The organism is Hyphomonas sp. (genome assembly GCF_017792385.1).
Classification (GTDB): domain Bacteria; phylum Pseudomonadota; class Alphaproteobacteria; order Caulobacterales; family Hyphomonadaceae; genus Hyphomonas.
This window is the reverse complement of record NZ_CP051230.1, coordinates 3,357,752-3,382,803: the sequence shown is the minus strand read 5'-3', so window position 1 is coordinate 3,382,803 and position 25,052 is coordinate 3,357,752. Positions and strand designations below refer to the sequence as shown.

28 protein-coding genes and 1 tRNA gene are annotated in these 25,052 nt (G+C 58.9%); 16 read left to right on the top strand and 13 right to left on the bottom strand.

Annotated elements, in window-relative coordinates; genetic code table 11:
• Positions 1 to 1,168: 1,168 nt before the first annotated feature.
• Entirely contained in the window at positions 1,169 to 1,402 is a 234-nt protein-coding gene (locus HF955_RS18475; RefSeq protein WP_367279805.1) for a DUF2796 domain-containing protein, read from the bottom strand.
• Positions 1,403 to 1,432: 30 nt separating this feature from the next.
• Positions 1,433 to 2,571, bottom strand: a protein-coding gene (locus HF955_RS16395) for an IS3 family transposase (protein ID WP_291075272.1) whose coding sequence is annotated in 2 segments (ribosomal slippage) — positions 1,433 to 2,313 and positions 2,313 to 2,571 — 1,140 coding nt in all. Because the reading frame shifts where the segments join, the coding sequence is not laid out codon by codon here.
• Positions 2,572 to 2,660: 89 nt separating this feature from the next.
• Here HF955_RS16395 and HF955_RS16390 point away from each other — a divergent pair.
• From HF955_RS16390 to HF955_RS16375, 4 genes are all read left to right on the top strand, one after another.
• A complete protein-coding gene (locus tag HF955_RS16390) occupies positions 2,661 to 3,296 on the top strand; it encodes a class I SAM-dependent methyltransferase (protein WP_291076676.1) in 636 nt (211 codons plus the stop codon).
• A gap of 82 nt (positions 3,297 to 3,378) precedes the next feature.
• Positions 3,379 to 3,717: a helix-turn-helix transcriptional regulator gene (locus HF955_RS16385; protein WP_291076674.1), complete on the top strand. Its 339-nt coding sequence runs from the start codon at positions 3,379 to 3,381 to the stop codon at positions 3,715 to 3,717.
• A gap of 132 nt (positions 3,718 to 3,849) precedes the next feature.
• Complete coding sequence (gene arsB, locus HF955_RS16380) at positions 3,850 to 4,872, top strand: ACR3 family arsenite efflux transporter (RefSeq protein ID WP_291076672.1); 1,023 nt, start codon at positions 3,850 to 3,852, stop codon at positions 4,870 to 4,872.
• 69 nt (positions 4,873 to 4,941) lie between these two features.
• Entirely contained in the window at positions 4,942 to 5,184 is a 243-nt protein-coding gene (locus HF955_RS16375) for a hypothetical protein (protein WP_291076670.1), read from the top strand.
• A gap of 5 nt (positions 5,185 to 5,189) precedes the next feature.
• On the opposite strand, the gene HF955_RS16370 is transcribed toward HF955_RS16375, so the two are convergent.
• The 6 genes from HF955_RS16370 to HF955_RS16345 form a co-directional block, all read right to left on the bottom strand.
• A complete protein-coding gene (locus HF955_RS16370; protein ID WP_291076668.1) occupies positions 5,190 to 6,599 on the bottom strand; it encodes a trehalose-6-phosphate synthase in 1,410 nt (469 codons plus the stop codon).
• Between the two features lie 144 nt (positions 6,600 to 6,743).
• Complete coding sequence (locus tag HF955_RS16365) at positions 6,744 to 7,310, bottom strand: hypothetical protein (RefSeq protein WP_291076666.1); 567 nt, start codon at positions 7,308 to 7,310, stop codon at positions 6,744 to 6,746.
• 40 nt (positions 7,311 to 7,350) lie between these two features.
• A complete protein-coding gene (locus HF955_RS16360) occupies positions 7,351 to 7,803 on the bottom strand; it encodes a hypothetical protein (protein ID WP_291076664.1) in 453 nt (150 codons plus the stop codon).
• 91 nt (positions 7,804 to 7,894) lie between these two features.
• Entirely contained in the window at positions 7,895 to 8,380 is a 486-nt protein-coding gene (locus HF955_RS16355) for a hypothetical protein (protein ID WP_291076662.1), read from the bottom strand.
• A 591-nt stretch (positions 8,381 to 8,971) separates the two neighbouring features.
• The gene (locus tag HF955_RS16350) at positions 8,972 to 9,427 is read right to left on the bottom strand and encodes a hypothetical protein (protein ID WP_291076660.1); all 456 of its coding nucleotides are present in this window, start codon (positions 9,425 to 9,427) and stop codon (positions 8,972 to 8,974) included.
• Positions 9,428 to 9,492: 65 nt separating this feature from the next.
• Entirely contained in the window at positions 9,493 to 9,972 is a 480-nt protein-coding gene (locus HF955_RS16345; RefSeq protein WP_291076658.1) for a hypothetical protein, read from the bottom strand.
• A gap of 224 nt (positions 9,973 to 10,196) precedes the next feature.
• Between HF955_RS16345 and HF955_RS16340 the strand changes: the two genes are divergently transcribed.
• The 3 genes from HF955_RS16340 to HF955_RS16330 all read left to right on the top strand — a co-directional run bounded on the left by HF955_RS16340 (position 10,197) and on the right by HF955_RS16330 (position 12,310).
• Complete coding sequence (locus HF955_RS16340; protein WP_291076657.1) at positions 10,197 to 10,583, top strand: hypothetical protein; 387 nt, start codon at positions 10,197 to 10,199, stop codon at positions 10,581 to 10,583.
• A gap of 41 nt (positions 10,584 to 10,624) precedes the next feature.
• Positions 10,625 to 11,050, top strand: a complete 426-nt coding sequence (locus HF955_RS16335) for a hypothetical protein (protein WP_291076656.1) — start codon at positions 10,625 to 10,627, stop codon at positions 11,048 to 11,050.
• Positions 11,051 to 11,323: 273 nt separating this feature from the next.
• Positions 11,324 to 12,310 (top strand): D-2-hydroxyacid dehydrogenase, encoded by a 987-nt coding sequence (locus HF955_RS16330; RefSeq protein WP_291076654.1) that lies wholly within the window; start codon positions 11,324 to 11,326, stop codon positions 12,308 to 12,310.
• Here the strand turns inward: HF955_RS16330 and HF955_RS16325 are convergent, their stop codons facing one another.
• Positions 12,311 to 13,318, bottom strand: a complete 1,008-nt coding sequence (locus HF955_RS16325; RefSeq protein WP_291076652.1) for a glycosyltransferase — start codon at positions 13,316 to 13,318, stop codon at positions 12,311 to 12,313.
• A gap of 150 nt (positions 13,319 to 13,468) precedes the next feature.
• On the opposite strand from HF955_RS16325, the gene HF955_RS16320 reads away from it, so the two are divergent.
• Together HF955_RS16320 and HF955_RS16315 are read left to right on the top strand one after the other, a co-directional pair.
• The gene (locus HF955_RS16320) at positions 13,469 to 14,677 is read left to right on the top strand and encodes a glycosyltransferase family 2 protein (RefSeq protein WP_291076650.1); all 1,209 of its coding nucleotides are present in this window, start codon (positions 13,469 to 13,471) and stop codon (positions 14,675 to 14,677) included.
• A gap of 158 nt (positions 14,678 to 14,835) precedes the next feature.
• Positions 14,836 to 16,002, top strand: a complete 1,167-nt coding sequence (locus HF955_RS16315; protein ID WP_291076648.1) for a CaiB/BaiF CoA-transferase family protein — start codon at positions 14,836 to 14,838, stop codon at positions 16,000 to 16,002.
• Here HF955_RS16315 and HF955_RS16310 read toward each other — a convergent pair.
• Positions 15,999 to 16,739 carry an SDR family NAD(P)-dependent oxidoreductase gene (locus tag HF955_RS16310; RefSeq protein WP_291076646.1) on the bottom strand — a complete coding sequence of 247 codons (741 nt, stop codon included), beginning with the start codon at positions 16,737 to 16,739 and terminating at the stop codon, positions 15,999 to 16,001. The genes HF955_RS16315 and HF955_RS16310 overlap by 4 nt on opposite strands.
• Before the next feature lie 76 nt (positions 16,740 to 16,815).
• Entirely contained in the window at positions 16,816 to 17,682 is an 867-nt protein-coding gene (locus tag HF955_RS16305) for an alpha/beta hydrolase (protein ID WP_291076644.1), read from the bottom strand.
• Positions 17,683 to 17,885: 203 nt separating this feature from the next.
• Between HF955_RS16305 and HF955_RS16300 the strand changes: the two genes are divergently transcribed.
• On the top strand, positions 17,886 to 18,068 hold the full coding sequence (locus tag HF955_RS16300; RefSeq protein WP_291076643.1) for a NepR family anti-sigma factor: 183 nt from the start codon (positions 17,886 to 17,888) through the stop codon (positions 18,066 to 18,068).
• Positions 18,069 to 18,512: 444 nt separating this feature from the next.
• Here the strand turns inward: HF955_RS16300 and HF955_RS16295 are convergent, their stop codons facing one another.
• Positions 18,513 to 18,989, bottom strand: a complete 477-nt coding sequence (locus HF955_RS16295) for an outer membrane protein assembly factor BamE (RefSeq protein WP_291076641.1) — start codon at positions 18,987 to 18,989, stop codon at positions 18,513 to 18,515.
• 74 nt (positions 18,990 to 19,063) lie between these two features.
• On the opposite strand from HF955_RS16295, the gene HF955_RS16290 reads away from it, so the two are divergent.
• The 6 genes from HF955_RS16290 to HF955_RS16265 all read left to right on the top strand — a co-directional run bounded on the left by HF955_RS16290 (position 19,064) and on the right by HF955_RS16265 (position 22,736).
• Positions 19,064 to 19,615: a ubiquinol-cytochrome C chaperone family protein gene (locus HF955_RS16290; protein WP_291076639.1), complete on the top strand. Its 552-nt coding sequence runs from the start codon at positions 19,064 to 19,066 to the stop codon at positions 19,613 to 19,615.
• 91 nt (positions 19,616 to 19,706) lie between these two features.
• Positions 19,707 to 20,732 (top strand): phosphate acyltransferase PlsX, encoded by a 1,026-nt coding sequence (gene plsX, locus HF955_RS16285; RefSeq protein WP_291076637.1) that lies wholly within the window; start codon positions 19,707 to 19,709, stop codon positions 20,730 to 20,732.
• A 23-nt stretch (positions 20,733 to 20,755) separates the two neighbouring features.
• Positions 20,756 to 21,727, top strand: coding sequence for a beta-ketoacyl-ACP synthase III (locus HF955_RS16280; RefSeq protein WP_291076635.1), 972 nt, complete (start codon positions 20,756 to 20,758; stop codon positions 21,725 to 21,727).
• Positions 21,728 to 21,830: 103 nt separating this feature from the next.
• Positions 21,831 to 22,124 (top strand): integration host factor subunit alpha, encoded by a 294-nt coding sequence (locus HF955_RS16275; protein ID WP_027839712.1) that lies wholly within the window; start codon positions 21,831 to 21,833, stop codon positions 22,122 to 22,124.
• A gap of 17 nt (positions 22,125 to 22,141) precedes the next feature.
• Positions 22,142 to 22,606: a MerR family transcriptional regulator gene (locus tag HF955_RS16270; RefSeq protein ID WP_291076633.1), complete on the top strand. Its 465-nt coding sequence runs from the start codon at positions 22,142 to 22,144 to the stop codon at positions 22,604 to 22,606.
• A 53-nt stretch (positions 22,607 to 22,659) separates the two neighbouring features.
• Positions 22,660 to 22,736: transfer RNA gene (locus HF955_RS16265), tRNA-Pro, on the top strand.
• A 45-nt stretch (positions 22,737 to 22,781) separates the two neighbouring features.
• On the opposite strand, the gene HF955_RS16260 is transcribed toward HF955_RS16265, so the two are convergent.
• Entirely contained in the window at positions 22,782 to 24,968 is a 2,187-nt protein-coding gene (locus tag HF955_RS16260; protein WP_291076631.1) for a S9 family peptidase, read from the bottom strand.
• Positions 24,969 to 25,052 lie beyond the last annotated feature (84 nt).

The window sequence follows — 25,052 nt, the reverse complement described above, 5'->3', positions numbered from 1 at the left end:
CCCTGCAATACACCTTTTTAAGTCCTCAAAGCTTGTGGCCAGCCTCGATTCCATTGGGCACCCCCGTCAAGCGTCCTGCATCAGGTCAATTCATCAGTAATGGTGATACGCGATGAAGCCGCAGCCGGCCAGTAGAAGTTCTTTCCATTTCCAAATGAAGTGCCTCGCCCCTTGTTCCCGGCTAACGCCGGGTGACTTGGACGACACCTGCCGGACCTTGAAACCGTCCTTCCGAAGAATTTTTCCCGCCTCTGCGCGGCTCCTCCTGGATCATGTGTGGACACCCTGCGACCTCCGTATCAAATGGCTTCCATTCCAGCCAACAACCGAAAATGTTAATGTCATCATAGTGCTATCGCGTAGCAATAGTGCCCACCTTCATCCCGCACGGCCCGCCAGCATGATTGATCCCAAAAAATACACTACAAAAACAACAACTTAATACCGATCTATTGTTCCTTGTAGGACGCGATGCTTCTGAATTGTAGGACGGCAAAAAGCAGCAAAAGCACTGAATCGAGTATTCTTGGCGCATAATACTACTTGAGGTTCTCCAACCCACTTGAACCGCAGCATTCGTCGCGACGAACCGGTTCGCAGGACGCTGTCTGAGTGCATTACCAAGCCTCGGTGCAGGACCGCGAACTCTTGAAGCATGAAAGGATAAAAAATAGCCTTGATCGTGTGCTTGTAAAGTCTCTGAAAAAAATGCTCTGGTCATTCCGTGCGGGTACCCGACAAAGTTGGATTTGAGAGTTTTTATTGGACGACCAAGACCCAACTTAGGCAAACTGCCGGACACCATTTGAGATGATACTGAAACCTCGAATACCATTGAGGCTTTGCGATGATCAGCTCTAGGGAAGACGACTGTTGAGGACGGGGATAATGGAAAAAATCATCGCAAAATGTTGGCGGTTGCACCCACAGAGAGGTGGAAGCTTCCGATTCTCATAAACTCCCCATACTAGGAAATTTTCTATTTCTCGAATGGCATGGTTAGTTATTGCGAGTATAGCGCGAGATGCATTGCCCCCCCTTTGAGACAACAAATTCTAGATTCAACGCAAATTCTCAAAACGTCACTGGCAGGCGCTTTTCAGCGATGCAGGTTCACAGCCCGACAGCATCATGGCGACCAGAATGGGATAAGCCGCAAAACTACGTTTCACGAACTGAGCTCCAGCAGGGAGAGTGTCGACTTTGCGGGAGTGAGTTCTTTCGCCATTTGTTGGTCGAGCAGGAAAACAACGGCATTGATCTTTTCCAGGTTTCCGAACGCTTCGAACAATTTGACGTCGATAGTCTGTAGCCTGGATATGTTGTTACAGGAGAATTCGTATTCGGATTCGAGGTCCGTGTGCCGGTCTGCTCTGCCCCACCGAGGTGGTCCACCAGTAATGTTAGTCCGGCGGTTTCCATGTAGCGGCGTTCATGCCGCCACCTGCCCACAGTAAGGCGGTATGAACGCCGCGGGCAAGATGGTTTGTGGAGCAGGTGGTCGGTAGCCCAGAGAAGAGTGTGGGCGCGCGGTGTTGTAGTGCCGCCGCCAAGCCTCGATCAGGATCTGGGCTTCCCTGAGATCGAAGAAGATTTCCCTCGCCAGCAACTCGTCTCTGAGCTTGGAGTTGAAGCTCTCGCAGTAACCGTTTTCCCATGGTGAACCCGGTTCGATATAGAGCGTCTTCACGCCGACCCGGCCAAGCCAGTCACGCAGCGCGGTGGCGATGAACTCCGGGCCATTGTCGGAGCGGATATGCTCTGGCGGTCCATGCGCGACGAACAGCTCGCCCAGCGTGTCGAGCACATCGCGGGAGTTGAGCCTGCGTTCGACGCGGATGGCGAGGCATTCGCGGGTGAACTCATCAATCACACACAGCATGCGGACCACCTTGCCATCATGGGTGCGGTCCTGCACGAAGTCATACGACCAGACATGCCCCTTGTGCATCGGCCTCAGCCGCACGCACGAGCCGTCATTCAGCCATAACCGGCCCCTCTTTGGTTGTTTCATTGGCACTTTCAGCCCTTCACGCCGCCAGATGCGATAGACACGCTTCTCGTTCACATGCCAGCCATCGCGCTTCAGCAGGGCTGTGATGCGGCGATAGCCATACCGGCCGAACCGCTCGGCCAGGGCGATGATGGCCGCTGTCAGCACATCCTCGTCCTGACGCGGCACACGCGGCTTGCGCTGGGTGGAACGGTGCTGGCCGATCACGCGGCAGGCCCGGCGCTCGGTTGCGCCGAGTGTCTCCACCACATGATCGACCGCTTCGCGCTTGCGCGAAGGGCTCAGAACTTTCCCTTGATGACTTCCTGAAGGATCTGGTTGTCGAGGGTCAGATCAGAGATGGCGCGACGCAGGCGCGCATTCTCCTTCTCCATCTCCTTCATCCGTTTGGCCTGGCCAACCTGCAGCCCGCCATACTCCTTGCGCCACCGGTAGTAGGTCTGTTCTGTCACGCCAATCGAACGTACAGCCTGGCCTGCCGTCTCACCGCGCGCGAGGCGCACCTCCACCTCCCGCAGCTTCGCGATGATCTCTTCAGGCGTTGATCTCTTACCCATGTTTCAGCTCCATATCTGAAGCCGGAACTAACTCAAATAATGGACCACTTTTGTGGGGGCAGACCACGCAGTCAGGCTAAGCCTGCAGCATGAAACAATCGACCCAATCTGACCGGCGGTTCTGGAACCGCATCGCTGAAAAGTACGCGCGCGATCCCATCGCAGACGAAGCCGCCTATCAGCGCAAGCTTGAGGTGACGCGGGAATACTTCACGCCGGAATCAGTTGTGTTCGAGTTTGGGTGCGGCACCGGCTCGACGGCCCTGTTGCATGCGCCCCACGTATCGCGCATAGACGCGATCGATTTGTCAGCCGACATGCTGAAGATTGCCCGCCAGCGGCAGGCGCAAGCGGGCGTGGAGAACGTGCAATTCACCGAAGCCGACATTGGCGGCTTCAACGCTTCGGCCGGAGAATACGATGTTGTCCTGGGCCTGTCGGTCCTGCATTTGCTGCGTAGCCGGTCAGACACTCTGGTTCAGGTTCATGATCTGCTGAAACCGGGCGGCGTATTTGTCTCCAGCACGGCGTGCCTCGCCGACCATATGGGTTTCATCCAGCCTGTCATCACGGTCGGACGATGGATCGGGCGTATGCCGTATGTCGAATTTTTCTCCGAGAACCGTCTGGTTCAGGAGCAGGAAGCCGTCGGATTCGAGATTGTGCATCGCTGGCGGCCAAAGAAAGACGCGGCCGTCTTCCTTGTGGCCCGCAAGCGGCCATAATCAGCGCCGCGTCTCTACTTGGGCATCACGCCGCCGGAACGTGGTAACTGTACACGTTGGGTGGATGGGCTAGAAGGGCGGTATGACGGAACTGACAGAAACCCTGAAACAGCTGTCCGCCCTCGGCCAGGAAACGAGATTGCTGGCATTTCGGGTCCTGATGGAAGCGGGCATGGAGGGCATGCCAGCCGGATCCGTCGCTGAGCATCTGCAGGTCACTCCGAACAAGCTGTCGGGTCATCTGACAATTCTGGTCCAGTCAGGCCTTGTCAGTGTCCAGCGCGAGGGGCGCCACATGATCTACAAGGCGGAACCGGACGCCGTGAACAGGCTGCTGTCGATGCTCGTCGACAATTGCTGTCACGGCCGCCCAGAGATCTGTCTGCCCGCAGGCACGACACGTCGCACGGGCACCAAATAAATTCAACATTCGATAAAATATTGAAGTATTTTATTTTGTGCGTTAGCACGCGACTCGCTTCCGGTGTTGCGCGTCCAATGTGGGCCAGCGGCGCCGTAGTCGACAGGTACACTTGGCAGCCGGGAATTTCTTATGGGCACTTTTGAACGCTTTCTCTCTGTTTGGGTGGCTTTGGCCATTTTGGCCGGTATCGTGTTGGGCCAGTTCCTGCCGGGTGCCTTCGCGGCGCTGTCGGCGATGGAGTATGCAAGTGTCAATTTCCCTGTCGCCATTCTGATTTGGGCCATGGTGTGGCCGATGATGATCGGCGTCGACTTCAGCACGCTGAAGGATGTCGGCCGCAAGCCCAAGGGGCTGATCATTACCCTTGTCGTGAACTGGCTGATCAAGCCCTTTACGATGGCCGCTCTCGGCGTGCTGTTCTTCCGGTATGTGTTCGCCGGATTGATTCCGGCCGCAGATGCTGACGGATACATCGCCGGGCTGATTCTTCTCGGTGCGGCGCCATGTACGGCGATGGTTTTTGTCTGGTCCCAGTTGACCCGGGGGGATCCGAATTACACGCTCGTACAGGTCAGCCTGAATGATGCGGTGATGGTGTTTGCGTTTGCGCCGATTGTTGCCCTTCTGCTCGGCGTGACGGATATCAGTGTGCCATGGCAGACGCTGATCCTGTCGGTGGGCTTGTATGTCGTCATTCCCCTTGTGGCGGGCGTGCTTACGCGAGCGCTGCTCCTGCGGAGAGGTGGCGCGTCGGCCCTTGAAGCCTTTTTATCGCACGTGAAACCCTTTTCGGTGCTGGGGTTGCTTGCAACGGTCGTCTTGCTGTTCGGTTTTCAGGGGTCGGTGATCCTGGACGATCCGCTGGTCATTCTCCTGATTGCGGTGCCGATCCTGATTCAGTCCTATGGCATATTCGCGCTGGCCTATGGCGCAGCGTGGGCCTGGAAAGTGCCGCACAAGATCGCAGCTCCTTGCGCGATGATTGGCACGTCCAACTTCTTTGAACTCGCAGTCGCGGTGGCCATCAGCCTGTTCGGACTGAATTCAGGCGCGGCGCTCGCCACAGTCGTGGGAGTGCTAGTGGAGGTTCCGGTTATGTTGTCGCTTGTCGCTTTTGCAAACCGCACCCGAACAGCGTTTCCTGAAGACTGATTTCCAGCGCGCCAAGGCGTGGAACCTGACAGGTGCGCAGCGGGTTGGTCTGTTTTGAGGAGACAGGACATGCCCCGCAAGACGCTCGACCATCTTGGCTACCCGCGCACCACCGCTGGTGAGGCGCATGCAATACGGGAAGCCGCCGATCGCCGCCGGGCCCAAATGCTGCCCGGGAACGGCCCGGCTTCAGCAGAACGGGAGCCGGAGGTGAGTCACTACAAGGGGGAAGGCGAACCTGTGGCGCTCGGACCGCGCCCCGATGACCTGCCGGTTGCCCCTGAAGTGCCAGACCAAGACGTCCCTGACTGACGACATCAGCTGCTCAGCGCGCGCTCAAGGTCCTGAAGAGAGGCTTCGCGGTCGCGACGATCCCGCGCGTTCCGGTGCAGTTGTTCGAGAAAGGTCTCGGTCCACCAATAGACGTCGCGCCGTGAAATCTCGTTCCACATGCGGTGATGGCGCGCGACGCGCTCTTCAAGGGGCATATTGATCGCTTCGCGAATGGCGCCTGCGACGGACGAAGGATCATACGGATTGATGATCAGCGCCCCGCACTTCAATTGCTCAGCCGCGCCGGCTGCCTCGGACAGAACAAGCACGCCGGGATCGTCAGGATCCTGCGCGGCCACATATTCCTTGGCCACGAGATTCATGCCGTCGATCAAGGGCGTCACCAGGCCGATGGAGGCCCGGCGGTACAGGCCGGCAATGTCGTCTCTCGGAACGGCACGGTGAATGTACTGGATCGGGATATAGCCTAGTTCCGCATATGCGCCGTTCACTTCGCCGGTCAGCTGTTCAAGGTCTTTCCGGATGTCTTGATAGGCTTCGACACTTTCCCGCGTCGGGGATGCGATTTGCAGCAGGGTCAGCCGGTCACCCTCGCCGGAATGGCGCTGCAGGTAGCGTTGGAACCCCCTGAATTTGTGAGGGAGGCCCTTGGAATAATCGAGGCGGTCCACACCGATCATGAGCTTCTGTTGCGGGTCTATGTTCAATCCGGATGTATCGCAGGTTTCCGCGATCGCCCGGAACTTTTCGACATCAATGCCGATCGGAAAGCTGGCCGCCCGGATGTCCTGGCCTTTGCAGCGGATGCGGCCATCAGACAGCATTTGTCCACCGAACACGGTGCGGCAGACTTCGATGAGCGCAGACACGTCGCGTTGTGTCTGGAGCCCGACCAGATCATAGGCAGACAGCCAGTCGAGCAGGCGGTCCTTGTGGGTCAGGGCATGGACGTTGGCGGATGAGGGGAAGGGAGTGTGCAGGAAAAAACCGATGGGATTGCTGACCCCGAGCACTCGCAGCTCAGCGGCCAGGGGGATGAAGTGATAGTCATGGATCCAGATGACATCGTCCGGCTTCAGCAGATGGCGCGTTGCCTCGGCCATCTTGCGGTTGACGCTGGTATAGGCGTCCAACTGGCCGTCGGCCACGTCGAGCAGATCGGTGCGCCCGTGAAACAGCGGCCACAGGACGGAATTGGCATATCCGAGATAGTAGTCATTGTACTCACGCGGTGGCAGGTGGAGCGCATGGCGTTCAAAAGCTGCGCCTTTGTATTCATGGAGTGTCTGGTTGTCGCAGAGCGTTTCATCCAGTTTCGCCCCGACCCACACACCTCCCTGCCGGTCCATCGTCTTTCCAAGGGCAACCACGAGCCCGCCGGATGGATTTGAGCCGAGCGGCAACCGGTTCGAATAGACGAAAAGTCTCGACACGAAAGCGTCTCCTTATGGTTGAGGGGCGCCGTGGGAGCGGCGTTTACCATGCAACACGTCAGGCGCTAAAAAGTTGCCTCCAGCGATGGCTGGAGGCAGAGGTGAGAGAGAGGGTTATCAGGGCAGCCCCGCCGCCCATCCGGTCTATCCGACGGTCTGATCGAGCGCCTTGCACTTGCCGTTGTAGCATTTGTAGGTGTGGCCCTCGGAATCCTTGAAATGGATTCTCGCGAGCCCTTCGACACCGACATCAATCGAATATGTCAAATAGAGATTTTCGCGAGCCAGGCGGTGTACGCGGAAATGTGTGTTGCACACATAAAGCATGCAGTCATCCAGCTCCACTTCATACCGGGACAGGTCGTAACCGAAACTGTCTGGGTCGTAATTGCAAAGCAGAACGTATTTCTCCCTTTTGCGGTCTCCCCATTGCGGCGCTGTGAACGCGCTGACTGTGGTTACGGTGGAGCCGCCCACCCAGGTCCAGTTGAACATGTGTCCGCCGGACGGATGCTTCTGACACTCGGCCTTCGGATCGGACGGCGCTTTGTCATATTTGAACATTTCGAGATGAGTGACGAGTTCCCAGGGTGTGTCACCATCCGGGCGGGTTTTGAAATCATTGATGCCGTCTTTGGCGTAAGCAACGGGCGCGAGCAGCAAGCCGGCCGCAATGGCTGTTCTGATGAAGCGGGTGATTGAAACCTGCATTGTGCGAACTCCTTGTTCTGAAGTGGGTTGGGGTGCGTGCTTATTTCTTCTTGCTGTTCTGGAAGGCTGTTTCGGAGTCAGAGATTATGTCTTCATTCGTGTAGTGAATGGTATAATGCTTGTGGCAGCCATTGGGCATCTGCTGGCCTTTCGAAAGGTCATGTCTCACGAAGGTGTGCTTGCTGTGAACGTAGGCGAAGTCCACAACCACCTGATGCCCCTCTGCGTTGTTGATGCCATCAAAGTACACGATCACCGTCTGTGAGCTCTTGCCCCAGTCAAAATTGTGAGATCTCGATTTGTGGGGCGAAATGTCATGCGACGCGCACGTGAACGGGGTTTTTGTATCGCCGTCGATGCCGATGCACCCCAGCGCCTGCCATACAACGTGAAGTTTGTAGTCGGATTTGTTCTCGACGTTGACAGAGACGCATGCGCCGGCAGCCGGGCTGCTGCACAATACTGCCAGTGTCGTATATGCGAGTCTTTTCATGACCATTCCTCAATATATCCGTGAAGCCGGCATCAGGTCTTGTCGAGTGATCGAGCCGGCCTTCGTGAGCCCCTAAAGTCGGCAGGGCCATTCACCATTCATGATGCTTCGTTTCATTGGCGACGGCCAGGAACGTGCTTTCTGAGTCCGCCCGGACGTCTTCATTTGTGTAGGGTACGGTGAAGTGGCGTCCGCAACCGCCGGGCGTGCCAGGAATCTTTCGCAGCCCCCACGTCTTCTCATATCGTCCTGAGCTTGACTGATAGGAGAAGGAAACCTGCACTTTCATTCCTTCGGCCTTGCCGACGCCATCGTAATAGAAGGTCACCGCTTGTCCGGATTTTCCCCAGTCGAAATCATGCGAACGGGACGTTCCTGCCGGAATGTCATGCCCGGCACACTTGAATGCGACTTTCGACTTCTTGTCTGCGCCAAGGCAGCCGGCAGCCGTCCAAACCGCGCGGATTTGCCGGTCGGTTTGATTGTCCACCTTTACAGTTACGCAAGCCAGCGCCGATGGAGCGGCCAGTAACGCTGCTGCCAGCAAAGTGGCCGTCAGTTTGGTTTGCATTTGCATGGATGGCAGCTCCTTTCAGAGAGCGGATGAACTCGGCTATCGCAGAACATGATCTCCGCCCGTCCGGCGGGATTCATTCACCTCGATCTGATATGCCCGATCAGATTCATCCTGAATGTCCTGGCTTGTGATCCGGACTGAGTAATGGCGTCCGCAAGAGGAGGGTGTGTTGCCGAGAATATGATGTGTTCGATCGAAAGAATCTGAATGCCTGCGATAGGTGTAGAACGCACTTATGTTCAGGTCCTTGGCGTCCCCAATGCCGTCAAAGGAGAAAACGAGCGTCTGTCCTGTCGTACCCCATTTGAAATCGTAGGATCTGTTTCCGTCATTTGCCGGCAAGCTGTGGTTTCTGCAGACAAGAATTTGACTGGATGTGTCGTCGTAGCCTCCGCAGCCGAGCGAGACCCAGTCTGCACGGACTTCGATATGGGACTCGTTGTGGGCGCTGACAGTTACACATGCGCTCGCCTCCAGGGCTGAGACTGCGAGCACAAACAGATGGGCGCACCCAAACCACAGCCCGTTGCCGGCCGTGTCGGGACGGCACGGGGGGCGTTCGGTTGACTGTGTCATAGCCCGGACTGCCATTTAGTTGTTGCCTCGACTTACTGCCTCGTCCAGGGCGGCCTGAAGCACGTCATTGGTAATATGTATGTTGTAGTGTCGATTGCAGGAACCGGGTGTGCCTCCAAACAGGGATTTGGACTTTTTGTATCCGTGTCCATGGTGGTATGTGTAGGGAAGCATGACATGTAAGCCCTCCGCGTTTCCAAAGCCCTTGAACGTCACGGCCACCGACTGCTGAGTGGTGAACATCTTGAAATCATAACCCTGCGTTGTTCCGCCATCGACGTCATGCTCCGAGCAAATCAGTGTGAGGAGCGGATTCAAGTCCACCCCTGCACATCCAGGGGCCATCCAGTCTACGTGCAGCTTGTGATCGGACTCATTGTGCAGATTGACTGTGACGCACGCATTCATCTGCTGGACGAGCGTAGACGCGACAACAGCGACACAAAGAAACTTTACAGGTTTTGAGTCCATACTGCGCTTCCTCTCTTGTCGACTGGTGCAGGCAGATCTGGTTCACAGGGGCCGTGGGAGGCGGTTCACTCGCTATCCCGGTTGCTGGAATCTTCGTACCGCTCATAGGCGTCTTCGGAATCCTTGATAATGTCCGCACTCGTATAATGTATGGTGTAATGTGAGTGGCATTTGGGAGGGGTCTGAGCGGTGCCGGAATAGGATTTTCTATAGTTCCCCTCGTCCTTGTGATAGGTGAACTTCACGTCGACCCATTTTCCTTCGGCGTTTCCAACTCCATCAAACCCGATCATGACCTGCTGAGCACTCTTTCCCCAGTCGAAATCATGCGACCGGGAATCGTGCGGTGCGATATCATGGTTTGCGCACACGACCAGGTTCCATCTCTTGTCGATGCCGCCGCATCCGAGCGCGCGCCAGGCTGCGTTGATGGTCGAGTCGCTGTCATTGTAGACCTTCACTGTTACGCACGCACTGGCTGCTTGCGTACAGGCCATGGCAAGCGCCATTCCTGCGATGAGGGCGCGGAAGTGAGGTTGCGTCATCTGGGTTTCCTTCGCGTTGATATTGGCGTCAGGGGCGGGCGATGCTCAGGACCACAACCCCGCCCTGCAATAAGATCAGCCTAGAGATAAACGGTTAAGGCCTCTTAATAAAAAGGCAGCATAGGGCATGGGATTGTTATACCTGCGTCTCATGCGCGTTCTGCGGCGCCAGACATAAAGCTTCTGGAAACCGTGGCGCTTGAAGGACTGTCTTCAGAACCGACATGAAGAAAGGTCGCTGCATGAACGTCCTGCGTACAACCTTATTGAGCATCGCAACTCTGTGCATGACCACTCAGTATGGTCATTCGGAAGAGCACCGTGTTTACGGTAAGAAACTTCTTGTTGTGAAGAACTGCAGTTCCAAGACTCTGAAGTTCAGCACCGCTCAACCGTCCGGAGGCGAGCAGGCGGGGCGCGAAAGCAGGTCTGTTGCACGGTTCAAGACTTTCGAAACGTCCGACACGCCTGTGGAGGAACTTCATGTCGAACTCGATGGCGAAGAAAAGAACTTTCAAAACCTGGAAGCGGGCGATCACACGATTCACGTGATGAGACATCCAGAGTCGGAGAACTGGAAGTTCATCCTGGGAAAGGGCATTTCATGTTAGGCTTGCGCGTCGATGGGAATTCATGTGCTTTTGCGAAGCGCGTGTCGGGAAAAGGTCTTGAACTGGCAGCGTTGGCGCTGACAGCGGCCCAGATGGCGCATGCCTGTGTCACGATCAACGTCGTCAATGACACCGACACCCGGATGAAGGTCATGTGGACTGCAACGCCATGCATGACAGACGATATGAGCATTCACGTCCAGGGCATTTGCAAGAGCCACTATCTCGACGCGCATGGTCATGCCAGGTCATTTGATTTCGGTTGGGGCGCTACCGATCAGGGCTTCGCAGTTTCCTATCCGGGACGCGGCGTTAGGGAAGACAGGACGGTGGTCGTGAAATATGGGTATTCGAAGAAGCACAACGACATTCGGCGGCGATCGGAATTGGCGGGGCCGCATTCTCCATCCTGGTGCCCCACCATTACACGGTTCACTACACGCAACAGGATATGGAGCGTGATCTGAAGCACGCTGCGGCGGACCTCGACAAGTAGGCGTTCCTTCAGTCGGGAGACCGATTGCAGCGAACACTATCCATCCAGCTTCGTATGCTCGCATGCGGCCGAACGTTTGCCATTCGCGGCGGTGAGCCAGCGGGTTGCGGAGAGCCCGGATGATGATGCAGGGTGAAGACCGGATGCAGGGAGTGGCGATTTGCAGGAACGTGTGCCCCCGAGGGAGATTCTGGTTCGTCTCAATTGGCGTTCTCAGGACATCGTCCGTCTTCGGCAGGTCTTCGTGCCTTCCAAACTGGTTCACGTCGACCGGGAGGACCATGCGGGCATTGCCCGGGCGCTCGAGACTTGCGAGATCGCCATTCTCGATGGCGTCGCGGATGAGCGCTATCTCACCGCGCCAAACCTGAAATGGCTTCATTGCGATCAATCCGGTCTGGATGGGTTTGCGCCCCGGGCGCTGGCGGACAGCGACCTTGTCGCAACCTCGTCGAAGGGGCGTTCCGGACCGGTCCTTGCCGAGCATGCGATCCATTTCATGCTGTCGCTGGCCTATCGCGCGCCCGACATGATGCGGGCTCAGCGCCGCAGGGTCTGGGGCATTCGGGGGCAGGCGGACCTGCGCGGCCTCCATGGCAAAACCGTGTGCATTGTCGGCTACGGCGCCACGGGTGAAAATCTTGCGCGTCAATGCCTGGCCTTCGGGATGAAGGTTTCGGCATTTCGTCGAAAGGACCAGCCGGCAGACCTTCCCGGTGTGCGCATGTACAGTGCTGCCCGGGGAGACTGTCTGATCGATGCCATTCAGGGCGCAGACATCGCGGCCCTGTGCGCGTCACTGAATGATGCCAGCTATCGCATTCTGGGTGCCCCTGAACTCGCAGCCATGAATCCCGGCGGCTATCTCGTCAATGTTGCCAGGGCGCAGCTGGTTGACGAGGAGGCGATGATCGATGCCTTGAGATCAGGTCATCTGGCGGGTGCGGGGCTGGATGTGACAGATCCGTTCGAGCCACTGCCGCCCTGGCATCGCTTGTGGTCTGTGCCCAATCTGATCCTTACACCACATGTCACGCCGCAAATGCCGGACCGGACGGGCCGGACGCTCGACATTCTGGCCGAGAATTTCCGGCGTTATCAGGCCGGAGATCCCCTGCTGCACCAGTTTACAGAGGAAGACGTGTTCTCCCGCGCGCCGAAACCCGCAGGGTTTCGCGGCCGTCACCGTCTCATGACTGCCTGGGCTGCCATCGGGCGACGTCTCATCTGATCATTGCCGGGTGTGCTGCGGGGTCGGATTCGGCCGGATCAGGCGCCAGGACGAGATCGCGGACACGGTGTTGCACAAAATGGCCGTCAGTCCGACTGTTGCACGCCAGCCGATGATTTTTTGCATCGACTTCATCGGGAAGGCGTGACGCCGGTGGTCCCGCAGGAAATTGCGTTGACGGTCGAAATCATGGGTAAGACCCCATTTGTCATAGAAGTAGCGTTCGGCCCGCATGACGCGGCCGGGACTCCACCGGACACAGAAATAGGGCCGGTCGCGCCAGGTGAGCCGTTTGCCCACAGCATAGGCAATCACGGAGTCAGGTTCGTAGAAAATCTTCCAGCCCTTCGCGCGCGCGGCGAGGGCCATGTCGATCTCGTCCGTGAAGCCGACCAGATTCGGGTCGAAAGGACCAATGTCATCGATCATGGCCTTGCGGGCCAAAACGACGTGAAATTCAGTGCAACCTGTTTCCTGTCGCTTCAACTCATCCTTCATCTCCAGGTATCGCGTGTGTTCAAACCCGTGACGGCGATACATCGTCTTGCCGTGTTCATCCTCCTCGACCTTCAGGATGCCGCCGGCATGATGGATGCTGAGGTCCGGCATGCGGGCTGCGGGCCCGACCAGAATGGTTGGGGTCACAAGCCCGGCGCCGGTTTCGTCGGCGCAGCGGATCAGCGCATCGAGCCAGCCCGGCTGGAACACGACATCATTGTCGATGAAGGCAACATATTCCGTGTCGATCAGGGGCAGGGCCAGATTGCGGGCATCGTTTGGGGTCAGGAAACCATCGCGGCGAAGATAAATATGCCCCCGGCGCTCGACCTTTTCTTTCAGAGTGTGGGCGATGGCGCGCGGCGTGCCGCCATCAATATAGATCATGCGAAACAGCGTGTCGGTCTTCTCGAAGCAGGACGCCAGAGACATCTCCGCCTGTTCGAATCTTTCCCGCGGTGACACCACGATGGTCACGCGCGGCGCGTTCGAATTATCAGTCTGCGTCATCCAAACAGTCCTTCAAGCCGGTTTTCCCGGACCATGCCAGTTTTGTGCTATCATGCGAAATCCATACCGGTCAGGGGGCGATTCTGTCATCCGGTATGAATATTGCTGGCCGCAGGGGGGAATGTGGGTGCCATGCAGGAAAAGAGTTCAGTGACTGACCGGGGACAATCCGCCTTGACCGTCTCGGTGATCCTGCCGACGTTCAACCGCGCTCATCTCATCACAGAGAGCATAGACAGCCTGTTGGCCCAGACCGCAGACATCTTGGAGATCATCATCGTGGATGATGGCTCGACGGACAATACGCGGGAAGTTCTGGCGAGCTATGCGGACCGGGTTACGTTGCTGACACAACAGAATGGCGGAAAACTGTCAGCGCTGAACCATGGCTTCTCCCGCGCGCGCGGTGATCTCATCTGGATCATGGATGATGACGATATTGCGCCGGCCGATGCGCTGGAGCGCCTGCTCGGACCATTCCGCGAGGATCCCGAAACCCGGATCAGCTATGGCGCATTGCGCAAGTTCACCATCAATCCGGAGACGGGCGCGCGCGAATTCCTGCACACCTATCCCTATCCGCCTGAAGATGGGCGATCCTTTTTCGTGCATGTCCTGGAAGACTGTTTCATCACTGGCCAGCCCTGCCTGCTGGTGCGGCGTAGTTGCTATGAGGCCATCGGCCCAATGCCGGAAGAGATCACCATCTCCGAGGATTATGCCGTCCTGATGCGGCTGGCGCGCCGTTTCGATGCGCACCGGGTTGATGCGGTCACGCTGTTGCAGCGCCAGCATGAAGGCCCGCGCGGGCCGAAGGACATCCGGTATGCGGCCGATACCCGCTATGATCGCTGGTGCGCAGCGGACACGACCCTGATGGAAGATCTCTTGCCGAGGCTCTCTCTCGGGGAATTCCTGGACTATGACGCCCCCGCCGTCCCGACGGATCCAGCCGCGCGTCGGCAGGCCTATTTCCAGAAATCTGTGATCGCGGCCCGCAAGAAATTGTGGCCGGCGGCCCTGTCTGCCCTGCGGGCGGGCGTGGCTGCAAATCCGGAGGCCCGCCTGCGTCCGGTCGAGCGGACCATCCTCTCCCGAATGCTCGGATGCCGTTATGGTGTGGATGAGGTGATCGCCGAGCCGGGAATCCTGGACGAGATCCGCGCCGCGCTCGGTCCGCTGGCGCACCGAAAGGATGCGATTGCGGCCATTGCCAGCCTGCTGCCATTCCTCGTGAAGACTGCCATGCGGCAGGGAGACCATCGTCGCGCCTGGGCCAAATGGAGCCTCTATTGGCGGCTCACCGGCCTGCGGACCGGCGTGCGGACCGGTGTCCAGAGATTGCTGCGAACCTCCTGAGTTTTCCGACGCGCCAACCTGTAATCCGCTTATTTCCCTCCCTCGAAAACTCCACACGCTGGCGTCTTGTGTGTCGTAGCGACACCCCGTCTAATCGGAACGGGAAGGACGGCCTTGAGACCGTCGATGACCCACAACGCAACCGGAGGGCGCGCCCCATGCCAGGCACCAATTTGCTGTCGGATATCAGGATCGCAGACATGACGACGGTCATTTTCGGACCGTACTGCACCCAGACCCTGGCAGACATGGGCGCCGATGTCGTGAAAGTGGAGCCCGCCGGCGGTGATGATTTCCGCAATGTCGGCAAGCCGGCAAATAACCGGAATATGGGCCCCTGCCACATGACGATCAATCGCGGCAAGCGGTCCGTGGTCTGGGACCTCAAATCCGAAGATGGCCAGACGGCCATTCGGGAACTCATCCGCCAGAGCGACGTGTTCATCCACAATATCCGGCCGGATGCCGTTGCACGTCTGGGGCTGACATTCGAGGAAGTGAAGGCCATCCGCCCGGACATTGTCTACGTCCATTGCCTCGGTTTCGGATCGGACGGCCCCTATGCTGGCCGACCGGCCTATGATGACCTGATTCAGGGCCTGTCCGGCGCCACGATGCTGCTGCCGAAAGTCGACGGGAACGAGCGGCCCAGGTTCATTCCGACCGCGTTTGCCGACAAGGTGTCCGGGCTCCACGCCATGTATGCCACGCTCGCGGCCCTGCACCACCGGGACCGGACGGGGGAGGCGGTGCACGTCGAAGTGCCCATGTTCGAATGCGTCACGCATTTCCTGCTGGAGGAGCATTTCTACGAAGCCGAGTTCGATCCGCCGGTCGGGCCCTTCTGCTACCAGCGGCAGGTCGACCCGTCGCGCCAGCCGCTGAAGACGGCAAATGGATGGATCGTGATTGCGCCCTATGTGGATGCGCGCTGGATCAAGCTGTTCGATGTGATGGGGGCTCCTGAAGAGCTCCAGGATGACCGGATCGCTGACCGCAAGGGCCGCTTCTTCAATCAGGACTACATGATGGGCCGTGTTCAGGTCTATTTCGAAAAGCAGACGACGGAGTACTGGTTGAAGGCGCTGGGGGACGCCGACATTCCCGCCGCCCGCGTAAATGACTTTCCGGACCTGCAATCCGATCCGCACCTTGTTGCGACCGGCTTCTTCAAGCGCAGGGAGCATCCGTCCGAGGGCGCCTATTGGGAAACCCAGCCGCCAGTTGTATTCCGGGGCGCACCGCACCGCGAGATCACACCAGCCCCGCGCATTGGGGAGCACACGGAAACGGTGCTGGCTGAACTGGGGCTCGGCCTGGACTAGATGCCGCCATCGACAGTGATGACCGACCCTGTCGAGAAGGTCGAGGCCGGGCTCAACAAATAGAGCGCGGCAGACACGATCTCTTCAGGACGCCCCGGACGGCCAAGTGCATTGTCTGCCGTCTGCCGGGCTTCTTCGGTCCAGGCCTTTGCAATGTCGGTCAGGAACGGCCCCGCGCAGATACAGTTTACGCGCACTTCCGGCGCATATTCCCGGGCCAGTCCGATGGTCATGGCGTTCAGTCCCGCCTTGGCGGCGCTGTAGGGCACGACCTGTGCCAGTGGTTGAAGGGCTGCGACAGACGAGATGTTCAGTATGGCGCCGGACCCGGCATCTTTCATCCGCTTGCCGATCACACTGGATAGCCGGTACGGCCCCTTGAGGTTCAGGTTCAGTACGCTGTCATAGAGGTTTTCCGGAACTTCTTCGCTCGGCATGCGCGGGCCCATGCCGGCATTGTTGACGAGAATGTCGACGCGGCCGAATTCGGCATAGGCCGCTTCGATCAGGCTGTCGATCTCGTCCCATTTTCCGCAATGCGCCCCGATGGCAAGGGCACGCCGACCCATGGACCGGACCTCCTCGGCAACGGTCTCGCACGCTTCGGCCTTGCGGCTGGCGATGATCAAGTCCGCCCCGCGCTCGGCCAGCGCCATCACCATCTCACGGCCAAGACCGCGACTGCCGCCCGTGACCAGTGCCACCTTGCCGCTGAAATCCAGCAATCTGTCTGTCATGTCGATTTCCTCCGCTCTTTCAGGAGAGCCTACTTCAAGGAAACCGGCCTGCCACGCATGTCCTTGCGTCAGGAGTTTAGAGAAAGGCGTTCAGGTCGCCGATGAACTGGTCGAACTTGTCATGATGCAGCCAGTGGCCGGCATCCTCATACAGTTTGACCTGTGCATTCCCGAATTTGTTGATCCGTCCGTCTTCGGCAGGATTGGAGGCCCAGCTCTTTTCGCCGTACAGGAGCAGAGTCGGGCAGGTGATCTGCGTCCACAGATATTCGAGATCTTCCTGCGCCATGTCATAGGGCGGGAAAGTTCTGAAATAATTGTCGAACTTCCACGACCAGGTTCCGTCCTCATTCTGGCTGATGCCATGGATGGTCAGGTGCCGGGCCTGTTCGTCGTTCAGATAACTGTTCTCTTCCTTCATCCGCGTATATGCGTCTTCCAGCGTGGCATAGCGCTTCGGCACGCGTCCGGCGATTCCGCGCTTGGCATCGATCCATTCCCTCATGCGCTCGTCAATCGGACGGCCGAAGCGCTCCTGCAGCATTTTCGGGGACGGGCCGAGGCCTTCGATGGCAACCAGCCGACGCACGTTTTCCGGGTAGATGCCGGTATATCTCAGAGCAATATTGCCGCCATAGGAGTGGGCGACGATGGTCACCGGCGCGAGTTTTTTCTGGTGGATCAGCTGAGCAAAATCATACACGCAGGCGCGCGCCGAATATTCGCCATCCGCTGACCAGGCGCTGTCGCCATGCCCCCGCAGGTCCGGCGCGATCACGTGCCAGTCCTTTCGCAACTCCTGCGCAACCCAGTCCCAGCTGCGGCAATGATCGCGTCCGCCGTGCAGCAGGATCAGCGGCGGGGCGGACTCATTGCCCCAATCGACATAGTGCAGTCGCAGGCGTTGCGACATGTAGGTGTGCGAAGTCGGTCCATGAATCATCCGGACATAGTCTAGGCGGTCGCTGGCCTTGTCCAGATGCTCCCTCGCGGCAAACGGCCTGCCGGCGGCGCCCGTTACAGGACGTTAAAATCTCGCAAAAGATGAAAAGTAAGGACGTGTTAAAGCTTCTGGCGTGTTATAGAGGCGCGTGGAGGTGGTTGGCCTGAAGGGCCGCAAGGGAACGCACGGGGAGGGGCAGAGCGATGGCAACTGCCAGGAAGTCGGACGAATCTGAAAAGCTGCAGGCAAAGCGCGCCGCGCTTCTGGGTCATGCCCTGCGAGAAGCTTATGCCGAAATCTTGGCCGAACCATGCCCGCCACGCATGCTGGACCTGCTCGAGCAGCTGCGCGAAAAAGAAATCGAGTTGAGACGCAAATCCAAGTAGCCCGGCACGGGGTCAGCCGAACTGACGGTGCGTTTCCTCGCCCTGAGAGAACATTTCCGCCCGATCCAGCCGTTTGCGCGCCAGATCGCGTACCTGTTCGTAGCGCTTCTGCGAGTCCTCCATCGAAGCCAGATGAATACGCGACTTCTGACTGGAAATCCGAAGCGATTTCAACGTCCTTCGTAAGTGCGGCAGTCTCCAGACCATCATCACCCTCCTTTCAAAAGGTTGTACCATCGGAACCTGCGTTCCGAGACGCTACACACCTTTTCCGACGTTCGGCGAGACGTCTTGCGCGTCTTCTGCTCCGGTATGTCGGATCGGAATAAGTTAATGATATCGCGAAATCGGCTGAGACGCGAGTTACTTTTAAATAATTCATCCCAAGCGGGTTTCCGGTCCGAAAACCGGGCACGCATTGCAAGTGAATGAAGCGGGACGGACCTAGCGGCGGCCGGTCGGGTTGTCCGGCGTCGCCTCGTCGGTGCGGGGCAGCTGCACGGCGCCGATGGTGCCGAATATCTGCTCCCAGAAGCCGAGTTCCCGGCCACGAGTCGGCGTTTCGCGGGACGCATAGTTCACGATCTGGCCGGCATTCTCATCATACTCGACCACTTCCTCGACCTTGTCGTCCTCGCCAAACCGGATGGCGACAACGCTGCGGGACTTCACTTTCGGGTTCAGGTAGGCAACGCGTTCCTGAAGTTCCGACATGTAGATCCAGGTGTTTTCGTCAAAGATGCTGGTGGTCGAGGGCGAACCCAGTTGGGCCAGCACGGTGGAGCGGGTATCCTCGCCGGGCTGCATGTCGCGGGGCTGGGCCTCGTCCGCGACATAGCCGTGATAATCGCGCGATGGCGTCAGGCAAGCGGTAAGCGGCAGGGCCAGCAATGACAATGCCAGTATCGCGCATCGCGACATGGGACTACTCCTGTTAATTCGACGAACAAGACCTAGCTGTTGGGGGTCGGTCTTGGCAAGCGGAGGAGTGCAGGTTGGTCGGGTTTTCCGGAATATGGAACGGACGTGGCAAAAAGGCGAAGGCGGCGGCGCGAGTTCTCTACGCCCGCGTGGCCGAAGCTGCGCTGGATACCGGCCTGTACGCACAGGGCGCCGCCATCGATACCTTCGAAGGCCGGGCTGCCATGGTCACCGCGCATGCGGCTCTGGTCATCGGGCGGCTGAGGCACATCGGCTCTGCCCAGGCGCGCAAGACTGCCGAATCGCTCAACCATCTTGTCCTGGACGGGTTTGATGCCGCTTTTCGCGAACTGGGCGTCGGCGACTCGTCGATTGCCCGCAAGGTCCGCAAACTGGCAGAAGTGCATTATGGGATTGGCAAGAGCTTGTCCGTTGCGCTGGACCAGCCGGCGCCGGGCAGGACGGGAGCGCTCATCGATACGATTCAGCGCAACGGATTGACGCAACCCGGCCAGGAAGGCCGCCTTGCAGAATACCTGCTGCAGAATCAGGCTGCACTTGACGCTACGACAGATGACAGCATTCTGGCGGGAAATTTCGACTGGTCGGCGCTGCGCCAAGATTAGGCATCCTTCACATCCCCGGCGTTGCCAAGGTTCGAGGCGCACCGTAAACAGCGCAGATTACTCCGAAGGAACTTGTGGAGCTTGAAGCCCAATGGCCCAAGGCCTGATTCTGGCAATTGACGCGATGGGGGGCGATGATGCTCCTGAAGTCACCGTGAAGGGCGCCGAGCTTTTTCTCGCTGCTCGGCCCGGCGCGCGCGTCCGCCTGCACGGGGATGAAAGCCGCTTGCGCCCCCTGGTTTCCGCATCGCCTGAGCGTCTGGAAATTGTGCACACCGATCTGGTGGTGACCAGCGAGATGAAGCCCAGTCAGGCCCTGCGCCGAGGTAAGGGCTCGTCCATGTGGAACGCCATCGAGGATGTGAAGGAAGGCCGCGCACAGGCTTCGGTCTCGGCCGGCAACACCGGCGCGCTGATGGCAATCTCAATGCTCGTCCTGCGCAAGATGGATGGTGTTCACCGCCCGGCCATGACGGCGGCCTGGCCGACGCTTCGCGGACGGAGCGTCGTGCTGGATGTCGGCGCAAATCTTGAGGCGGATGCTGCGCAACTCGTCAGTTTCGCCATCATGGGCGAAGCCTATGCCCGGGCGATCCTGGGCATCGACAAGCCGACGATCGGTATTCTCAATATCGGGTCCGAGGAAATGAAGGGACATGACGAGATTCGCGAAGCCCATGAGTGGCTGCGCAATTCCGGTCTCGATCTCGATTATCATGGCTTCATCGAAGGCGACGACATTTCCTCCGGCACGGTCGATGTCATTGTCACAGACGGGTTTACGGGCAATGTGGCCCTCAAGGCTGGCGAGGGCGTGGCCCGGATGCTGGGCACCCGCGTCCGCGAGGCGCTGACAAGCGGCCTTTTCTCCAAACTTGGCGCGGTACTGGCCATGGGCGGCCTGAAACGCCTGCGCGAACAGATGAATCCCAGCAATGTGAATGGCGGCGTTCTGCTCGGATTGGGCGGTGTGTCCGTGAAAAGCCACGGAGGCACAGACAGCCGGGGGTTTACGCGGGCCTGTGAACTCGCCGCCGATCTTGCGACCAGTCATTACCGGGACGAGGTCGCCGCCAATCTCAACAAGATCAGACAGAAAGGTATGGCCGCCGAATAGGGCGCCATATGGATAGGTATCAAATGGCACGGCGCAGTTTTATCCGTGGAACCGGCAGCTACCTGCCCGAGAAGGTCCTGACCAATGACGACCTGTCCCGTATGGTCGACACGACCGACGACTGGATCGTGGAACGCACCGGCATTCGCCGCCGACATGTTGCGGCCGATGGCGAACTGACGTCCGACATTGCGACCGCCGCGGCGCGTCAGGCGCTCGAAGCTGCTGGCCTGCAGGCCAGTGACGTGGACCTCATCGTGCTCGCCACGACAACGCCAGACCAGACATTTCCGGCCACTGCCACCGCAGTACAGGCCAAGCTGGGCGTGAACCAGGGCGCTGCGTTTGACGTCCAGGCCGTGTGCTCGGGCTTTCTGTTCGCACTGGCCACGGCGGATTCCATGTTGAAACAGGGCCTTTTCAACACCGCTCTCGTGATCGGCGCTGAAACCTTCACGCGCATCCTGGACTGGTCCGACCGGGGCACCTGCGTCCTGTTCGGGGATGGCGGCGGCGCGGTCGTGCTGCAGGCAGAGGAATGGTCAGGCGCCGCCGATGCAGGAATCATCACGCATCACATCCGCACCGATGGCACCAAGTCGGATCTGCTCTATGTCGATGGCGGCGTCAGCTCGACCGGTACGGTCGGCCATGTCCGCATGGAGGGGAACAAGGTGTTCCGCCATGCCGTGGCAAACATCTCCTCGGCGATTCAGGCGGTACTCGATGAAACCGGGCTGACTTCGGATGAAATCGACTGGTTCGTTCCGCACCAGGCCAACAAGCGCATTCTGGATGCCGTGGCCAAACGGATGAACATTGATGACGAGAAAGTGGTCATCACGGTCAACGAACATGCGAACACGTCTGCAGCATCCATTCCGCTTGCACTCAATCATGCGATTCGCAGTGGACGGGCCAAGCCGGGCGATCTGGTCCTGTCGGAAGCCATGGGCGGCGGATTTTCCTGGGGCGCCAGCCTTTTCCGCCTCTAGCCTGCACGGCAAAAATCAGCATTATCAACGAACTGTTGCAACGGACTCGCTAGGAATCCGTTAACGAAACTCGTCTAGCCATTAACCAAAGCGGGAGAATCCCATGAGCAACCAGACCGTCACCAGGGCAGAAGTCACGGATGCAATCGTGCGTGAAGTCGGTGTGACACGTCAGGAATCCTCGGACTTGCTGGACAGGACCCTCGAACTGATCGGGTCTGCCCTGGAAACCGAGGACGAGGTGAAGCTGTCCCGCTTTGGCAATTTCGTGGTCCGCTCCAAGGCACCGCGGGAGGGCCGCAACCCGAAAACGGGACAGGAAGCTGTGATCGCCGCACGCCGTGTCGTCACCTTCCGTCCCTCGCCAATGCTGAAATCATTGGTCGATCAGAAATAGACAGAAAGGACTCCCACATGTCGGCAAACCGGGCCCGGATCACGAAATCTGCGCAAGCCTTCCGTTCCATTGGCGAAGCAGCAGGCGAACTCGGTCTGGAAACGCACGTTATCCGATACTGGGAGACCAAGTTCACGAAAGATGTCCGTCCGATCAAGCGGGCTGATGGCCGACGCATGTTTCGCCCGCAGGATCTCGATGCCCTCCGGGCGATCCAGATCCTCGTCCATGAGAAGGGCATGACGCTCAAAGGGGCCAAGGCACTGCTCGCCGAACAGGGCGTTGAGGCGGTCCTGTCCGGCGCAGCCACGCTGGGCACCAGCCCGGCGCGGGAACTTCAGAAGACCGTGGCAGATGCCTTCGCAGGCGATGCCTCCGACGGTTCGGACGATGGCCAGCGCGAACGTCTTGAAGACACGCTCGTGGAGTTGACCGATCTGAAAGCGCGGCTGGATGCCATCCGGCAGAAACGCGCAGCCTGATCCCACATAACGCATTGCGGAAACAGGTTGGCTTGGGTACAAGCCGCCGGTGTCGGAGCGTGGCGCAGCCCGGTAGCGCACTCGCCTGGGGGGCGAGGGGTCGTAGGTTCGAATCCTATCGCTCCGACCATTTCCACCCGATCCTGTTATCAAACCGGGTGGTGGCCAGACGCGGTCAGTCTTCCTTCAGATCAACATCTTCCACCTTGCCCATCGCGGCGAGCGCGAAGGCATAGTCCAGAGCGATATCCTTCAGGCCTTCGAACCGGCCGGAAGCGCCGCCATGGCCGCCTTCCATTTCGATGCGCAGGAAATAGGGCCCGCCATTCGGCGCGTCATGGCGCAGCCGGGCCGCCCATTTGGTGGGCTCCCAATAGGTCACGCGCGGATCGGACAGGCCGCCCGTGATCAGCATGGGCGGATAGGGCCGATCCGCGACATTGTCATACGGGCTGTAGGCCAGGATCGTGTCATAATCCTCGGCGGAGACCAGTGGATTGCCCCATTCCGGCCATTCCGGCGGCGTCAGGGGCAGGCTCTCATCCGACATCGTGTTGATGACGTCGACGAAGGGAACGGCGGCGATGATCCCGCCAAAGAGCTCCGGGTCCATATTGGCAACGGCGCCCATCAGCAGGCCACCGGCAGATCCCCCATAGGCGACGATATTGCCTTCAGACGTATAGTCCTGATCAACAAGGAAGTGCCCGGCCGCGATGAAGTCCTTGAACGTGTTCGGTTTCTTCTCCAGCTTGCCGTCAAGATACCACTGATACCCCTTCGCCTTGCTGCCGCGCGGGTGGACGATGGCATAGATGACGCCGCGATCGACCAGGCTAAGCCGGCTCGTGCGGAAGTCGGCCGGATAGGTGATGCCATAGGATCCATAGCCATAGAGCAGCATCGGCGCGCTGCCGTCGACCGGGGTTGATTTGTGGCGCAGCAGGGTGATCGGCACTTCCGCCCCGTCCCAGGACGGCGCCATCAGGCGTTCAGCGACATAATCGTCCGGATTGTGGCCGGACGGCACTTCCTGTGTCTTGCGCAGCACGCGCTCGCGTGTGTTCAGGTCGTAGTCGAATACCTGGTCCGGCGTGGTCGGAGACGAATAGTCGAAGCGCAGGATGGGCGTGTTGAAATCATATCCACTGTCCAGGCCGAGTGAATAGGCTGCCTCCTCGAAACTGATTTCGTGTGTCGCGCCATCCTCCCGCGCATGGATCACGATGCGCGGCAGGCCGTTCTCGCGTTCCATGATCGCCAGATAGTCGCGTTGCGGCTGCATGCCGAGAATGAGCGTGCCCGGACGATGCGGTACCACTTCCTCCCAGGCATCGCGGCTGGTCGATTCCATCGGCGCGCGCATCAGCTTGAAATCGACTGCACCGTCGAGATTCGTGGTGATGTAGAACTGACCGTCCCAATGCGCGACATTGTACTCATTGTCGGTCTGGCGCGGCGCGATGAGGCGCGGCGCCGGGTCGGCTTCGTCCGATGGGAACCAGTAGATCTCCGACGTTGTGTGGCTGGATGCCGAGATGAAGATCACCTCTTCGCTGGCGCTCTTGTTGATACTGAGGAAGACGCCCGGATCTTCCTCCTTGTAGACCAGTGTGTCTTCGCCACTTTCCAGGTCGCGCTGCCAGACCGAATCGGGACGGGCATTCTCGTCGCGATGAATCCAGAAGATGCGCTTGCCATCCGCGCTCCATTCGAACGGGCCATAGGCACTGTAGATGTGGACGTCCTGATCTTTGCCAGTCTGCGTGTTCTTGATCCGGATGGAATAGAATTCGCTGCCCTGGGTATCGGTGGCATAGGCGATCAGGCTGTGGTCCGGTGAGGTATCGATGCCGCCGAAGGAGAAATAGTCATGGCCCTTGGCCAGGGCGTCCCCGTCCAGAAGGATCGTTTCCTCGGCATTCGGGTCAAAGGCATGCTCGGCAGCCCGGCGCGCAATGATCGGATACTCGCCGCCTTCGCGATAGCGGGTATAGTAGGCATAAGGACCATCAATTTCCGGAACGGAACTGTCATCCTCCTTGATGCGTCCGCGCATTTCCTTGAACAATTCATTCCGCAAGGCTTCGGTCGGGGTCTCCAGCGCGGCTTTCGTATAGGCATTCTCGGCTTCGAGATACGCCCGGATGTCCTGTCGCAGAACACTCGGGTCGCGCATCACGTCCTGCCAGCGCTCATCCTTCATCCAGTGATAGGGATCATTGCGCGTGCGACCGATTTGGGTGATCTCGTGATCGATGCGGCGAGCGACCGGCGGGGCCGGCCGGGTGGCCACGGCGTCAGCCGATTCTGCGGTGTTGGAAGGGGTCTGGGCCCCGTCAGGGGCAGGGGATTCAGTCATTGTGCATCCAGTGATGAGCGCCAGGCTGGCGGCGCTGATGAGAAGGGAGGGCAGGCGCATGGGGGCGGACTCCAAACAGGGTTT

Coding starts and splice junctions, on each gene's coding strand:
- HF955_RS16390 (WP_291076676.1), top strand. CDS start 2,661: ATGAAACAATCGACCCAATCTGACCGGCGGTTCTGGAACCGCATCGCT.
- HF955_RS16385 (WP_291076674.1), top strand. CDS start 3,379: ATGACGGAACTGACAGAAACCCTGAAACAGCTGTCCGCCCTCGGCCAG.
- arsB (WP_291076672.1), top strand. CDS start 3,850: ATGGGCACTTTTGAACGCTTTCTCTCTGTTTGGGTGGCTTTGGCCATT.
- HF955_RS16375 (WP_291076670.1), top strand. CDS start 4,942: ATGCCCCGCAAGACGCTCGACCATCTTGGCTACCCGCGCACCACCGCT.
- HF955_RS16365 (WP_291076666.1), bottom strand. CDS start 7,310: ATGCAGGTTTCAATCACCCGCTTCATCAGAACAGCCATTGCGGCCGGC.
- HF955_RS16360 (WP_291076664.1), bottom strand. CDS start 7,803: ATGAAAAGACTCGCATATACGACACTGGCAGTATTGTGCAGCAGCCCG.
- HF955_RS16355 (WP_291076662.1), bottom strand. CDS start 8,380: ATGCAAATGCAAACCAAACTGACGGCCACTTTGCTGGCAGCAGCGTTA.
- HF955_RS16350 (WP_291076660.1), bottom strand. CDS start 9,427: ATGGACTCAAAACCTGTAAAGTTTCTTTGTGTCGCTGTTGTCGCGTCT.
- HF955_RS16345 (WP_291076658.1), bottom strand. CDS start 9,972: ATGACGCAACCTCACTTCCGCGCCCTCATCGCAGGAATGGCGCTTGCC.
- HF955_RS16340 (WP_291076657.1), top strand. CDS start 10,197: ATGAAGAAAGGTCGCTGCATGAACGTCCTGCGTACAACCTTATTGAGC.
- HF955_RS16325 (WP_291076652.1), bottom strand. CDS start 13,318: ATGACGCAGACTGATAATTCGAACGCGCCGCGCGTGACCATCGTGGTG.
- HF955_RS16315 (WP_291076648.1), top strand. CDS start 14,836: ATGCCAGGCACCAATTTGCTGTCGGATATCAGGATCGCAGACATGACG.
- HF955_RS16310 (WP_291076646.1), bottom strand. CDS start 16,739: ATGACAGACAGATTGCTGGATTTCAGCGGCAAGGTGGCACTGGTCACG.
- HF955_RS16305 (WP_291076644.1), bottom strand. CDS start 17,682: ATGATTCATGGACCGACTTCGCACACCTACATGTCGCAACGCCTGCGA.
- HF955_RS16300 (WP_291076643.1), top strand. CDS start 17,886: ATGGCAACTGCCAGGAAGTCGGACGAATCTGAAAAGCTGCAGGCAAAG.
- HF955_RS16295 (WP_291076641.1), bottom strand. CDS start 18,989: ATGTCGCGATGCGCGATACTGGCATTGTCATTGCTGGCCCTGCCGCTT.
- plsX (WP_291076637.1), top strand. CDS start 19,707: ATGGCCCAAGGCCTGATTCTGGCAATTGACGCGATGGGGGGCGATGAT.
- HF955_RS16280 (WP_291076635.1), top strand. CDS start 20,756: ATGGCACGGCGCAGTTTTATCCGTGGAACCGGCAGCTACCTGCCCGAG.
- HF955_RS16275 (WP_027839712.1), top strand. CDS start 21,831: ATGAGCAACCAGACCGTCACCAGGGCAGAAGTCACGGATGCAATCGTG.
- HF955_RS16270 (WP_291076633.1), top strand. CDS start 22,142: ATGTCGGCAAACCGGGCCCGGATCACGAAATCTGCGCAAGCCTTCCGT.
- HF955_RS16260 (WP_291076631.1), bottom strand. CDS start 24,968: ATGACTGAATCCCCTGCCCCTGACGGGGCCCAGACCCCTTCCAACACC.